Origin of the sequence: Devosia sp., assembly GCF_017307565.1 — a bacterium.
Taxonomy (GTDB): Bacteria; Pseudomonadota; Alphaproteobacteria; order Rhizobiales; family Devosiaceae; genus Devosia.
Window position 1 is genome coordinate 1 of sequence record NZ_JAFKHD010000435.1, and the last position, 12,000, is coordinate 12,000.

Genomic DNA, 12,000 nt, shown 5'->3' on the forward strand with positions numbered 1-12,000 from the left:
AACCGCGTCATCCTCGGCACCGACGGGCCGGCGGGCTCCGGCGTCCAGCCGCTGTCCCGTCGCTCGAGCCAGAGCGACACAGCGAACAGCACAACCCCGATCACCGCCATTACCGCGCCTACGGGGCCAGTCGAAGCCCAGCCCCAACCAGCCGCGATAGCCATGCCGCCAAATAGCGCGCCGAGCGCATTGGCAATGTTGAACGCGGCATGATTGAGCGTCGCCGCCAGCGTCTGCCCGTCCGCAGCCACGTCCATAAGCCGCGTCTGCAGCGCCGTGCCGATGGCCACCGTAAAGCCCACGCCCAGCACGCTCAGCGCCGCCGTTGGCCAAGCCTGTGCCATCCACGGCACGGCCGCAAGGCTGATGATGTTGAAAGCCAGCATCCCGCCAATCGTCTTCATCAGTGCCCGGTCAGCCATGTAAGCGCCCAGCACATTGCCCAGCGTCATGCCAACCCCGAACAGCGCCAGCACCAACGGCACCCAGATTGCCGGAATTCCGGTCACTTCTGTCAACAGCGGCACGATATAGGTGAATACGGAGAACATGCCGCCGCAGCCGGTCGCGGCGATCCCCAGCGTCAGCCAGACCTGCGGACGCTTCAGCGCACCGAGTTCGCGCAACGGGCTCGCCCCCTCCGCCACCTGAATGGCCGGAACAAAGCGCATAACCATCAGCACCGTCAGCGCACCGATGCCACCAACGGCAAAGAATGTCGGTCGCCAGCCAAGCCCCTGCCCGAGCCAGGTCGCGAGCGGCAAACCGATCAGCGTCGCCAGCGTCAGCCCCAGCATGACGCGCCCCACGGCACGTGCCCGATACCCGACTTCCACCATCGACGCCGCGATCAGCGCCGCAATGCCGAAATAAGCGCCATGCGGCAGGCCCGAAACAAAACGCAGCGCCACGAGCGACCAATAGTCGGGCGCCACGGCACTACCGAAGTTGCCAATGGCAAACAACGCCATGAGCGCCAGCAGCAGCGGCTTGCGCGGCACCCGCGCAAACAGCACGGCGATAACGGGCGCGCCCACCACGACACCAAAGGCATAGGCGGAAATAACGTGCCCGGCCTCGGGCTCGGTGACCCCGAGGTCACGGGCGAGGTTGGGCAAGAGCCCCATAATGGCAAATTCGCCCGTGCCGATAGCGAACGATCCGATCGCCATGGCGAAAATCGCCAGCTTGGTCGCGAGGCCGGTCAGGCCCTGCAGGGGGGCAACACCGTTGGTCAAGGCTAGGCTCCAACAATAACAGGGCCCGGAGCCAAAGCCGCAGACCGTAGAAAATCACTTATTTTTCAAGGGTCGGGAGGGAGGCCCAACTGAACTGAAGCTAGCCGTACCGCCGGGTTCGCGACAACCTGCAATTCTTGCAACCCTGCCCCGACGAGAAATCTTGAGGATTCCGATTCACTCCCCGGCAAGGCGCGCGTCCTAGACTGCCCTTAACCTTCCGGGAGCCTCCATGTCCGCCCCTGCCCTTGCCATCGAGAATCTCGACAAGAGTTTCGATCGACCCGTTGTTCACGGGCTCAACCTGACCGTCGCGTCGGGCGAATTCTACGCCCTGCTCGGCCCGAACGGCGCCGGCAAGACCACTATCCTGCGCATGGTCGCGGGCCTGCTTGCCCCCGATGCCGGCAAGATCGAGATCTTCGGCACGGATGTGCTGAAGGACCCGGTCGGCGCCAAGCGCCTCCTCGCCTGGGTATCGGACGAGCCGATGGTCTATGATCGCCTGACCCCGCTCGAATATCTCGATTTCGTCGCCGGCCTCTGGCAGGTCGATCCCGACCATGCCCGCGACACCGCCAACGATCTTCTCGCTCTGCTTGGTCTGGCGCCGCACGCCAACGAGCTGTGCGGCGGCTTCTCCAAGGGCATGCTGCAAAAGGTAGCGCTGGCTGGCGCCCTCATTCACGATCCGCGCCTCATCATCCTCGATGAGCCACTGACCGGCCTTGATGCCGGCTCGGCGCGCCAGGTGAAAGACGTGCTGCTCGAAAAGGTGCGTCAGGGCGTTACCATCATCATGACCACCCATATTCTCGAGGTGGCCGAGCGCATGGCCCAGCGTATCGGCGTCATCGCTGGCGGTCGCCTGATCGCCGAAGGGACACTGGCCGAACTGCGCGCCCGCGTCGGCCGCGAATCTACGCTTGAGGAAATCTTCCTCGAACTGGTCGAAACCGGTCAGGCAGACGCCTGATGGCCGCGCCCGGCTCGCTTCTCTGGTTCGCCCGGCACGAATTGCGCCTGTCCTGGCGCGATTGGCTCGCCATGATGACCGGTGGGCGGCGCGTCCGGCTCATCGGCTTCACCGTGGGCGGCTTCGCCATCTACGCCCTCCTCCACCTGATCGCGGCAGCAATCATCGCCCCGCCGGCGGCCAAGGACATCACCGCCGACAAGTCCACCCTCGTCATGGTGACCGGCACCGGCCTGCTCTTCTTCTCGGTCATGCTCTCGCAAGCCCTCGAATCCATCACGCGCGTCTATTACGCCCGCTCGGACCTCGACCTGATCCTATCCTCGCCCGCCTCGACGCGCCGCCTCTTCGCCGTCCGCACCGGCGCTGTAGCCCTGTCCACGGCCGTGCTCAGCGCGCTTCTCGCCAGCCCCATTATCAATGTCCTGATCGCCTTCGCCGGGCCCCATTGGCTCTGGGCCTATCTTGTCCTTCCCGCTTTCGCCGCCCTCGCCGTAGCCTTGGCCATGGCGATGACCATGGGCCTTTTCCAGCTCGTTGGCCCTAAGCGCACCCGCCTCATCGCCCAAATCCTCGCCGCCATCGTCGGCGCCGGTTTCGTCATCGGCATCCAGGCCGTCGCCATTCTCTCCTTCGACTCCTATTCGCGTTTCTCCCTTTTCAGCTCACCGGAGCTGATTGCCGATCTGCCAGATGCCGAGAGCCCCCTCTGGCTCCCCGCCCGCGCCGTCATGGGCGACGCAACCGCGGCAATCCCTGTCATTGCCACCTGCCTCGCCATCCTCACGATCGCCATGCTGTTCTTCTCCCCCAGCTATGGCCGCCTCGCCATTGCGGCCGCCAGCGTCGGCCAGACCGGGCGCGGACGCGCCAGGGCGGGCAAGCATTTCACCCGCCGCAGCCCAGCCCAGGTGCTGCGCCAAAAGGAGTGGCGCCTCCTCCAGCGCGATCCCTGGCTGCTGTCCCAAACGCTGATGCAGATGCTCTATCTTGTCCCGCCGGCGCTGCTGCTCTGGGTCAATTACGGCGAGGGCGCCGGCGCCTTCGTCGTCATCGTCCCGGTTCTGGTCATGGCGGCAGGGCAATTGGCCGGCGGCCTCGCCTGGCTGGCCCTTTCGGGCGAAGACGCCTTCGACCTCGTGGCAACCGCCCCCATCCCCTCTCGCGATATCCTCCGGGCAAAAATCGAAGCCGTCCTCGTCGTGGTCGCGGTCGTTCTCGCCCCACTCCTGGCGCTCCTCGCCCTCAACGACTGGACCATGGCCCTCGCGACCGGCCTCTGCGCGGCACTCTCGGCCGCTTCCGCCACAGCCATTCAGGTCTGGTTCCGCGTGCCCATGCGCCGCGCCATGTTCCGCCGCCGTCAGGTAGCCTCCCGCGCTGCCACGATCTCCGAAGCCTTCGCTTCCATCACCTGGGCCGGCACGGGCGCATTGCTTTCCATGGGCTCCTGGGTCGCCGGCCTCACTGCCATCATCGCCATTGGCGTGTTAGGAATCGCGCGTTCCCTTTCCCCGCACCGAAGCTGACATGTCCGACCTCGTATTCCGGGACGCTCGTCCCGACGACATTCCCACCATTCTAGTTCTGTGCCACGGCGGCGACGCCCGCGGCGCCGATACGCCCCCGCTCGATCCGGCCACGCTGGCCGATCCCGCCTATCGCGCCGCCTTCGATCAAATCAGCGCCGATCCGGCCCACCGGCTCATCGTCGTCGAGTCCGCAGGCGAAATCGTCGGCACCCTGCAGATCAGCGTCCTGCCCGGCCTGCCCCGCTTCGGCATGAAGCGTGCTATACTTGAAAATGTACACATCCGCGGCGACCAGCGCGGCAACGGCCTCGGCACGACCATGGTACAGTGGGCCATCGAGCGCTGCCGCGAAGACGGCTGCGGCATCGTCCAACTCACCTCGAACAAGGTGCGGCTCGATGCCCACCGTTTCTATCGCAAGCTCGGCTTCGAACAGAGCCACGAGGGCTTCAAGCTGATGCTCTAGAAGAGGATCGCGATCCCGCTGAACACCAACAGCAGGACGATGATGATGCCGATCAGCATCAGCACGAAGATGATTTTGGCAAGGCCCGCTGCGCCAGAGGCTATGCCGGTAAAGCCCATTGCGCCGGCTGCCAGAGCCACAACGATAAGAATAAACAGGAGCTGCAGCATAGCGTTCTTCTCGCGTGATAGATGCGAGAAGAACGCCGTTGGCCGACCAGCGTTCCTCTAGGTCTTAGGGCTTGAGCGCAAGCGGCACCCGCGGCGCGGTGCGGAGCACGGTGATCTTCACGCGCTCATTGGCAGCCATATAGGGGTCGTTGGGGAAGAAGGGTTCGTCTGACGCGCGACCGGCCACCGACTTGATGCGATCATCGGTCAGGCCGAATTCGCCCAGCGTCGAGCGCACCACATTGGCCCGGTCTGCCGAAAGCTCCCAGGCGCCGTAGCGCGGGTTTTCGTAACGGCCGCCCGCGGCCGTGTGGCCGGAAATGACCATCTGCGAATTGAGCTGCTGCAGGTAAGGCGCAATCGCCGCAATCGCCACCCGGGTCGGCTCCAGCGGATACTTCGAGCCTTCAGGGAACATGCGTTTGCCCTGCTGGTCGACGATCTGGATGTTGAGGCCTTCCTCGGTCTCTTCGACGATCAGGTTGTCCATGAACGGGGTCAATTCCGGCATCGACTGCCAGGCCTGACGAATACTGGCGGCAGCCGAGTGGAATTCCTGCGCATCCACCGACTTCAGATTGAATTCGGAATCGCTCGACGCCTGCAGTTCGCTGCCGTTCTCGCGCGCCTGCCCGCCGACATCGAGATCAGCTTCGCCATTGACGGCTTCCGAAGAAGCGGCCGGCTCGCGGGCGGTAATGTCGGACGCCGAGCCCGACAGGCTCGCACCGGTATTGTCCATCGCCTTGCCGGCCATGACGCCACCGGCGCCGCTATCCGACAGGCTGACCGAAGGGGGTGAGAAGTAATCGGCGAGGCCCTGCTTCTGCTCGGCCGTCGTCATGTTGATCAGCCACATCAGGAGGAAGAACGCCATCATGGCCGTCACGAAGTCGGCATACGCGATCTTCCACGCGCCGCCATGGTGGGCGTGCCCACCCTTCTTGACCTTCTTGATGATGATCGGCTGTTCGAAATTGGCCATGATCTGCCCCCCGGCAGCGTTCGGGCCGCCCGATCAGTCTTTGATCGTGCGGCCCGCTGGAAACTAAAGACTTAGGTGGCGGACGGCAGGGCTGCCATGGCTTCTTCGACTTCGTTGAAGGTCGGACGCACGTCGCTCATCAGCGCCTTGCGGGCGAACTCGACTGCCATCACCGGCGGCTGGCCGCTGATGTGAGCCAGAAGGCCAACCTTCATCGAGAGGAAATACTTGGATTCAGCTTCGAAGATGCCGCGCAGCGACTGAGCCATCGGGCCAAAGAAACCGTAGGCGACGAACACGCCGAAGAAGGTACCCACAAGTGCGCCACCGATGAGGTGACCGAGAACTTCCGGCGGCTCGGTAATGGCGCCCATGGTCTTGATAACGCCGAGCACGGCGGCCACGATGCCCAGAGCCGGCGTACCGTCGGCCAGCGCCTGCACGGCGCCGACGAGCTGTTCCTGCTCCTGGTGGTGGGTTTCGAGTTCCTCGTCCATCAGCGCTTCCATTTCATGGGCATTGTTGGTGCCCATGGTGACCATGCGGAGATAGTCGCAGAGGAATTCCACCGCGTGGTGGTTCTTGGCGAAGGTCGGGAAGCGGTTGAAGAGTTCGGAGTCGTGCGGGTTTTCGATATGGGCTTCGATGGCGAGAACGCCCTTGGCCTGGATCAGCTTGTAGAGGCTGAACTGCAGACCGAGCAGTTCGACATAGGCCGCCTTGTTGTAGCGCGGGCCCTTGAACAGCGTGCCGAAGATACCGATCGTCGACTTCAGCACACGGCCGCTATTGCCGATGATGTAGGCGCCGATTGCAGCGCCCAGAATGATGACGAATTCGAATGGCTGCCAGAGAACCTCGACGTGCCCGCCCATCGCGGCATAGCCGCCGAGCACGCAGGCAAACACGAAGATAACACCGATAATGAGACGCATCGAACCCGACCTGACGCAATACTAAAACAAAAGCAGGGGGAGCAGACCGAGCCTGTCTTCTCCGGCAGAGGCATAATGCCGGTTCCACGCTTAACGGCAGGTATATTTTGCCGCGTGACTTGTACTTGCGCCGATTTGGCTCACAATCGGTAAGAGCCCACCCGTGAGCGGCTTTCGAGGACCATTTTCATGCTGCGTATCGCCGCGATTGCCCTTCTTGCCGCTTCAGTGGCGATGCCAGTTCTGGCCAGCGAAGAAGAAGTCTACGCATCCATCGAATCCATTCACGGCGATGCCGATGGATTCTTCGAAGTCTTTGCTGCCATTCAGGAAGCAGCAGTATCGAGCCCCCTCGATATTGCCGGCTACGGCTTCTATCCGCTCACCGTCAACGCCAATGGCGAGACCTATGACGTGCTCGACGAGCAGGATTTCGTCGATAATTTCGATAGCCTCGTCATGCCCGAAACGCTCGACGCCATCGGCGCGCAGGACGTCAACGATCTCATCGTCACCAGCGAAGGCGTGGGCCTCGCCAACGGCGCTATGTGGATCACCAATGTCTGCCTCGACGACTCATGCAACGAGACGCAGTGGGGCATTCTGTCGATCAACAACTGACAGGGCGGCCATTGCCCCGGCCTCGCGACCCGGATAGTGCTGGCGCATGAGTGCCAGCTTTCCGATTTTCCTCGTCTCGACCCCAGGCCTTGAAGCCCCGCTTTGCGCCGAAGCCCTTGAAAAGGGATTTGCCGGCGCCGCCGTCGTCGATGGCGGCGTTGCCTTCACCGGCACCTGGGCCGACGTTTGGCGCGCCAACCTGGTTATGCGCGGCGCCACCCGCATTCTCGCCCGCATCGGCGAGTTCCGTGCCATGCATCTGGCCCAGCTCGACAAGCGCTCCCGCAAGATTGTCTGGTCCGATTTCCTGAACAAGAACGTCCCGGTCCGCGTGGAAGCGAGCTGCAAGCGCTCGCGCATCTACCATGCCGGCGCCGCTGCCCAGCGTGTCGCCACCGCGATCAAGGAGGAATTCGGCGCCCCCATCACAGAAGATGCCGACCTGCGCATCATGGTCCGCATTGAGGACGACCTCGTCACCCTCAGCATCGACACCACCGGAGAGTCGCTCCACAAGCGCGGCTTCAAGGAAGCCGTCAACAAGGCTCCCATGCGCGAAACCATGGCGGCCATGTTCCTCCGCCAATGCGGTTACGATGGCACCCAGACCGTCCTCGATCCCATGTGCGGCTCCGGCACCTTCGTCATCGAAGCCGCCGAGATCGCCCTCGGCCTGCCGCCCGGCCGCGAGCGCAATTTCAGCTTCGAGTTGCTGCCGTCCTTCGATACCCGCGCCTGGCAGACACTGCGCTCGGGCGTCGTCACGACCACGACCGAACTCATCTTCCACGGCTCCGACAAGGACCCGGGCGCCATCCGCATGGCCGGCGAAAACGCCACCCGCGCCGGGGTATCCGAACACACCAGTTTCGAGCAGAGATCCATCGAAGACCTCGAGCCCCCACCCGGAGCGCCGGGCCTCGTCATCCTCAACCCGCCTTACGGCACCCGTATCGGCGACAAGGCTCCTCTCGTCACACTCCACCGCACCCTCGGCACCGTGCTCAAGACCCGCTTCAAGGGCTGGCGCGTCGGCATCATCACCGCTGACAAGAATCTCGCTGGCGCCACGGGCCTCAAATTCGAGCCCGCGCTCCCGCCCGTTCTCCATGGCGGCATCCGCGTTGGCCTCTACCGCGCAAAGCTCTAAAGCCCGCCGCGCCTGCGGCTCCGTACAATTTTAGGCAAATGCTAACCATGCGAGCAGCCATGCGCTGGCCGCATGCAACGTTTGGCCGCTCAAACGCTTCCCACTGTGCCTGCACAATGATGCGCAGATGGGAAAGCCGCCAATGTCACACATTTCAAAGATCCTGGTCGTAGAAGACAACCCGCTGCTGCTGCTCGATCTTTGCGACCAGTTGACCGAGCGCGGCTATTCGCCCGTTCCGGCCACCAATGCCAGCGCCGCCGCGCACATGCTCGATCAAACCATCGACGCTCTCATCACCGACATCGAGCTCGGTGCCGGTCCTGATGGCCTGGCCCTGGCGCGTCTGGCTGCCGGCACCCTGCCCCACCTGCCGATCATTGTCGTTTCCGGCGGCGTTCGTCCCACCACTGCCGACCTGCCGACGGGCGCACTTTTCTTCCCGAAGCCCACTTCGGCAGCGACCATCGACCGCGCCCTGCAGCACTTCTCTGATGTCCGCGCAGCCTGAGCTCTAGGCAGTCGCGACCAGGCTGCTCGCGAGGCGCGGCAGCACGAAACTCTTCCAGCCATTGCCCATATTCTCGAACGCAAAGCGGTCCTGATCCTTCGAAAGATCAAAGCCCTTGTGCTCAAGCCGCAGCACGCAGCCGCCCTCGTCCTGAGTAATGGTCCAGTGCAGCTCCCAATTGCCGAACGTATAGGCCAGCCTCCTCAGCGGCACGACCTCGATCACCTTGCAGGGCTGCTGGCCCCACTTGTTCATGTCGAGCGTGAATTCGTGCCCCAAAACCGGCTGGATATCGCCCGGCGCCCACCACTTGGCGATCCCCTCGGGCGTCGAAATACGCTCCCAGACCCGATCGGCCGTCGTCGCGATGCGTTGATCCACCGTTACGGTTTCGAGCGCCATTTCTCTTCCTCTTCGAGCTGTGCAGCCAGCGTTCCCAGCCGCGACCGCCAGTAATCTTCATAGGGTTCCAGCCAGTTCCGCAGCTCGGCCAGCGGCTGCGCATTGAGCGAATAGATCCGCTCCCGCCCCGACTTGGTCTCGTGGACAAGCCCGGCCTGCCGCAACACCGCAAGATGCTCCGACACCGCCGATCGCCCCATCGAAGAGAACTCCTGGGCAATCGCACCGGCTGTACGCTCTCCCCTGAGAAGAAGCGTAACGACCTGGCGACGCACCGGATGCGACAGGGCTGCAAAGACTGGTTCCGTGTTCATGCCTCCATTATGTCGGAGATTCCCGACATGTCAACAATTCCCGACATATCTCGACAAACAAAAGCCTCGGCCGAAGCCGAGGCAAATTTGGCGCGTCCTCAGGAGGAAGGCGGCGGTGCTGCCGGCGTGGTCGTATTTGTATCCGCCGGAGTTTGAGCCGGCGGAGGGGCGTCGCCGCCACAGGCCGCAAGAGACAGGGCCGTAAAGGCCGCGAGGGCGGCAAGGCGCAAATTCTTCATTTCAACCTCTTTGCTTTAAGCTGATCGCTTCAGCGATCACGCCGATGTGAGGCAAGTAACAAGGCACACGTTTGGCCCTGATGGGGCCATTTGGCGGCGAAAGCACATTTCCGCCCGTCACACGGCCGTGCCCAAGCCGCAGTAGAAGAGCCACATGGACTTCCTGCACGACATCATCCTGCCGCTCGCCGGATCTCCCTGGCTCTATGTGATCGCGCTTGTCCTCGTGATCCTCGACGGCTTCTTTCCGCTCTTTCCGAGCGAAGCCGTCATCGTCGCTTTGGCAGCCCTCGCTGCATCAAGCGAAACCCCGCACCTCCTACCGCTCCTGCTGGCCGCCACGATCGGCGCCATAGTCGCCGACAATGCAACCTATCTGATCGGCCGCGCACTCGGCCGCCAACGCCTGGAAAACCTGCGCCTGCGCCCCGTCACCCGCCTGCTCGGCTGGGCCGATGCCAGTCTTCAAACCCGCCCGGCCATGCTTGTACTGGTGGCCCGGTTCATTCCCTGGGCGCGTCTCGCGGTCAATCTGACGGCGGGAACAGTCTCCTATCCCTATCGTCGCTTCGTTCCGCTCTGCGTTCTGGCCAGCACCCTCTGGGCCGCCTACAACGTCGCGATGGGCTATCTCGCCGGCCGCTGGTTCGCCGCCAATCCGCTGCTGGGCATGGCCCTGGCGATCCTCCTCGCCATTGTCATGGGCATAGCCCTCGACAGGGTGATCAGCCTCGCCCGCCGACGCAATCGCCTGGGCGTCTAGCCCTTCATCTGCACGATCTGGATGAGATTGCCGCAGGTATCGTCAAACACGGCCATCCAGACCGCACCCGCATCCATCGGCTCGACGGTAAACTGCACGCCCAGCCCCTTGAGCCGCGCGACCTCCGCCTGGATGTCATCGACCGCAAAGGAGGTATAGGGAATCCCATCGGCCACCAGCGCCTCCTTGAACGGCTTGGCCGCCGGATGTCCGCTTGGCTCCAGCAGCAGTTCCGTCCCTCCGGGGTTCTCCGGAGAAGTCAATGTCAGCCACCGGGCACCGCCGCCCAGGTCGATATCGTGCTTCACCTGAAAACCAAGCTTGTCGCGATAAAAGTCCAGCGCCTTGGCCTGGTCGTCCACCATCACGCTCGTCACATAGATCTTCATCCGTCGCGTCCTTCCTCAAGATATTGCCCAAGCCACTGAGCCGCCGCAGTGCGCAGCGGTTCGAGTTCCAGGGCATGGAGCTTCGTCCGTCCCGCCCATTCAACCCGCACAAGCCCCGCCCTCTCCAAGATGTCGAGATGCTGCGTCACCGCCTGACGCGACAAAACGGGCATACCTTCGGCGACCGAACCGGCACAAAGTTCGAACAGCGATTGCCCCGGTCTTTCCCGCAGTCGATCGATGATCCGGCGCCGCGTCGGGTCGGCCAGCGCCTTGAAGATATGATTGAGCTGCTCAGGATCCATCGTCGCGACAATATGCAAGTATTTCATTGCATATATAGGCAATGAAATACTTGCATGTCAACAAAAAGGCCGGGCGAACCCGGCCTTTCCAAAACACACCGATCAGGCCTTGGCCCTAGAGCCAGCCCTTGCGCTTGAAATAGAGGAAGGGCAACGCCGCCGAGAGCACCATCAGCCCCAACGCCCATGGATAGCCGAGCGACCACTCGAGTTCGGGCATGGCATTGAAGTTCATGCCATAGACCGAAGCGACGAGCGTCGGCGGCAGGAACACGACCGCGGCCACCGAGAATATCTTGATGATCTGGTTCTGCTCGAGGTTGATCGCGCCCAGCGTTGCATCGAGCAGGAAACCAAGCCTCGAAGACAGCGCTCGCGCATGCTCGCCCAGCGAAGTCGCGTCACGCTGGATCAGCCGCACCAGGTGCCGGCTTTCCTTGTCGTCGCTGGTTTCCTCGGTCACCGAGTAATAGGCCACGAGCCGCGAAATGCTGACGAGGCTCTCTTGAATCATTGTCAGCAGTTCTGCCTTCAACCCGATCAACGAAATGACGTTTTCGAGGTTGTGAGTCTTGGTGCTGGCCTTGGTTTTCGCTTGCGCCGTCTTGAACACTTCGCGCGAGAGTGTGTCGGTTTCATTCCCGAGGCGCTCAAGCGCGTCAGCCGTGCGATCGATCATCGCCTCGATCAGCCCAAGCATGATTTCGTCGCCCGACCGGTGCGGCGAGCCATTGGGCCGCTGTGCCCGGTTGGTATAGGCGAGGAACGGCTTGGGCTCGGCGTAACGCACGCTCACCAGCGTATTGTTCTTCAGGATGAAGGTGATCGGCGTCTTGATCGGCGTCTCGGTATCGAGATTGGCCAGCGCCGTCAGCGTCATGAAGGTCGCGCCGTTCTCGGAATATAGCCGCGCGGACAGCTCGATTTCTTCCATTTCGGCACGGCTCGGCACATCGACGCCGAGCAGCCCTTCGACCCGCGCGACGTCCTCACCATTGGGCGAG

At 63.0% G+C, this 12,000-nt stretch carries 16 protein-coding genes; 7 read left to right on the forward strand and 9 right to left on the reverse strand.

All coding sequences use genetic code 11. From position 1 onward, the window contains the following. Positions 1–1,172 (reverse strand): MFS transporter (locus J0I64_RS18880; protein ID WP_291411162.1); only part of this gene is annotated, 1,172 nt, incomplete at its 3' end. Between the two features lie 298 nt (positions 1,173–1,470). Here J0I64_RS18880 and J0I64_RS18885 point away from each other — a divergent pair. From J0I64_RS18885 to J0I64_RS18895, 3 genes are read left to right on the forward strand one after another with little or no spacing between them, the layout of a single operon-like run. Then, complete coding sequence (locus tag J0I64_RS18885; protein ID WP_291411133.1) at positions 1,471–2,214, forward strand: ABC transporter ATP-binding protein; 744 nt, start codon at positions 1,471–1,473, stop codon at positions 2,212–2,214. After that, complete coding sequence (locus tag J0I64_RS18890) at positions 2,214–3,743, forward strand: permease (protein ID WP_291411135.1); 1,530 nt, start codon at positions 2,214–2,216, stop codon at positions 3,741–3,743. The genes J0I64_RS18885 and J0I64_RS18890 overlap by 1 nt, the downstream gene beginning before the upstream one ends. Before the next feature lies 1 nt (position 3,744). Then, entirely contained in the window at positions 3,745–4,212 is a 468-nt protein-coding gene (locus J0I64_RS18895) for a GNAT family N-acetyltransferase (RefSeq protein WP_291411136.1), read from the forward strand. Here J0I64_RS18895 and J0I64_RS18900 read toward each other — a convergent pair. The 3 genes from J0I64_RS18900 to motA form a co-directional block, all read right to left on the reverse strand. Next, positions 4,209–4,382, reverse strand: coding sequence for a DUF1328 family protein (locus tag J0I64_RS18900; protein ID WP_291411138.1), 174 nt, complete (start codon positions 4,380–4,382; stop codon positions 4,209–4,211). The two genes, J0I64_RS18895 and J0I64_RS18900, sit on opposite strands and share 4 nt — an antisense overlap. 64 nt (positions 4,383–4,446) lie before the next feature. Beyond that, positions 4,447–5,367 (reverse strand): flagellar motor protein MotB, encoded by a 921-nt coding sequence (locus J0I64_RS18905; RefSeq protein WP_291411140.1) that lies wholly within the window; start codon positions 5,365–5,367, stop codon positions 4,447–4,449. A 71-nt stretch (positions 5,368–5,438) separates the two neighbouring features. Then, entirely contained in the window at positions 5,439–6,302 is an 864-nt protein-coding gene (gene motA / locus J0I64_RS18910) for a flagellar motor stator protein MotA (RefSeq protein ID WP_291411142.1), read from the reverse strand. A gap of 189 nt (positions 6,303–6,491) precedes the next feature. On the opposite strand from motA, the gene J0I64_RS18915 reads away from it, so the two are divergent. From J0I64_RS18915 to J0I64_RS18925, 3 genes are all read left to right on the forward strand, one after another. Next, entirely contained in the window at positions 6,492–6,923 is a 432-nt protein-coding gene (locus J0I64_RS18915; RefSeq protein WP_291411144.1) for a hypothetical protein, read from the forward strand. A 46-nt stretch (positions 6,924–6,969) separates the two neighbouring features. Continuing rightward, complete coding sequence (locus J0I64_RS18920) at positions 6,970–8,073, forward strand: THUMP domain-containing protein (protein WP_291411146.1); 1,104 nt, start codon at positions 6,970–6,972, stop codon at positions 8,071–8,073. Between the two features lie 142 nt (positions 8,074–8,215). After that, positions 8,216–8,584, forward strand: a complete 369-nt coding sequence (locus J0I64_RS18925; RefSeq protein ID WP_291411148.1) for a response regulator — start codon at positions 8,216–8,218, stop codon at positions 8,582–8,584. A 3-nt stretch (positions 8,585–8,587) separates the two neighbouring features. Here J0I64_RS18925 and J0I64_RS18930 read toward each other — a convergent pair whose 3' ends face one another. Next, a complete protein-coding gene (locus J0I64_RS18930) occupies positions 8,588–8,986 on the reverse strand; it encodes an SRPBCC domain-containing protein (RefSeq protein ID WP_291411150.1) in 399 nt (132 codons plus the stop codon). Beyond that, positions 8,968–9,300 carry a metalloregulator ArsR/SmtB family transcription factor gene (locus tag J0I64_RS18935; protein WP_291411152.1) on the reverse strand — a complete coding sequence of 111 codons (333 nt, stop codon included), beginning with the start codon at positions 9,298–9,300 and terminating at the stop codon, positions 8,968–8,970. The genes J0I64_RS18930 and J0I64_RS18935 overlap by 19 nt, the downstream gene beginning before the upstream one ends. Positions 9,301–9,693: 393 nt before the next feature. On the opposite strand from J0I64_RS18935, the gene J0I64_RS18940 reads away from it, so the two are divergent. After that, on the forward strand, positions 9,694–10,302 hold the full coding sequence (locus J0I64_RS18940) for a VTT domain-containing protein (protein ID WP_291411153.1): 609 nt from the start codon (positions 9,694–9,696) through the stop codon (positions 10,300–10,302). Here the strand turns inward: J0I64_RS18940 and J0I64_RS18945 are convergent. The 3 genes from J0I64_RS18945 to J0I64_RS18955 all read right to left on the reverse strand — a co-directional run. Beyond that, positions 10,299–10,691: a VOC family protein gene (locus J0I64_RS18945; protein WP_291411156.1), complete on the reverse strand. Its 393-nt coding sequence runs from the start codon at positions 10,689–10,691 to the stop codon at positions 10,299–10,301. The genes J0I64_RS18940 and J0I64_RS18945 overlap by 4 nt on opposite strands. After that, positions 10,688–11,014: a metalloregulator ArsR/SmtB family transcription factor gene (locus J0I64_RS18950; RefSeq protein ID WP_291411158.1), complete on the reverse strand. Its 327-nt coding sequence runs from the start codon at positions 11,012–11,014 to the stop codon at positions 10,688–10,690. The genes J0I64_RS18945 and J0I64_RS18950 overlap by 4 nt, the downstream gene beginning before the upstream one ends. Positions 11,015–11,111: 97 nt before the next feature. After that, positions 11,112–12,000: magnesium transporter CorA family protein (locus J0I64_RS18955; protein WP_291411160.1), on the reverse strand; the 889-nt coding region annotated here is incomplete at its 5' end.

What these genes read in the sequence shown, in the direction of transcription:
- J0I64_RS18885 (WP_291411133.1), top strand. Translation starts at nt 1,471, where the DNA reads ATGTCCGCCCCTGCCCTTGCCATCGAGAATCTCGACAAGAGTTTCGAT.
- J0I64_RS18890 (WP_291411135.1), top strand. Translation starts at nt 2,214, where the DNA reads ATGGCCGCGCCCGGCTCGCTTCTCTGGTTCGCCCGGCACGAATTGCGC.
- J0I64_RS18895 (WP_291411136.1), top strand. Translation starts at nt 3,745, where the DNA reads ATGTCCGACCTCGTATTCCGGGACGCTCGTCCCGACGACATTCCCACC.
- J0I64_RS18900 (WP_291411138.1), bottom strand. Translation starts at nt 4,382, where the DNA reads ATGCTGCAGCTCCTGTTTATTCTTATCGTTGTGGCTCTGGCAGCCGGC.
- J0I64_RS18905 (WP_291411140.1), bottom strand. Translation starts at nt 5,367, where the DNA reads ATGGCCAATTTCGAACAGCCGATCATCATCAAGAAGGTCAAGAAGGGT.
- motA (WP_291411142.1), bottom strand. Translation starts at nt 6,302, where the DNA reads ATGCGTCTCATTATCGGTGTTATCTTCGTGTTTGCCTGCGTGCTCGGC.
- J0I64_RS18915 (WP_291411144.1), top strand. Translation starts at nt 6,492, where the DNA reads ATGCTGCGTATCGCCGCGATTGCCCTTCTTGCCGCTTCAGTGGCGATG.
- J0I64_RS18920 (WP_291411146.1), top strand. Translation starts at nt 6,970, where the DNA reads ATGAGTGCCAGCTTTCCGATTTTCCTCGTCTCGACCCCAGGCCTTGAA.
- J0I64_RS18925 (WP_291411148.1), top strand. Translation starts at nt 8,216, where the DNA reads ATGTCACACATTTCAAAGATCCTGGTCGTAGAAGACAACCCGCTGCTG.
- J0I64_RS18930 (WP_291411150.1), bottom strand. Translation starts at nt 8,986, where the DNA reads ATGGCGCTCGAAACCGTAACGGTGGATCAACGCATCGCGACGACGGCC.
- J0I64_RS18935 (WP_291411152.1), bottom strand. Translation starts at nt 9,300, where the DNA reads ATGAACACGGAACCAGTCTTTGCAGCCCTGTCGCATCCGGTGCGTCGC.
- J0I64_RS18940 (WP_291411153.1), top strand. Translation starts at nt 9,694, where the DNA reads ATGGACTTCCTGCACGACATCATCCTGCCGCTCGCCGGATCTCCCTGG.
- J0I64_RS18945 (WP_291411156.1), bottom strand. Translation starts at nt 10,691, where the DNA reads ATGAAGATCTATGTGACGAGCGTGATGGTGGACGACCAGGCCAAGGCG.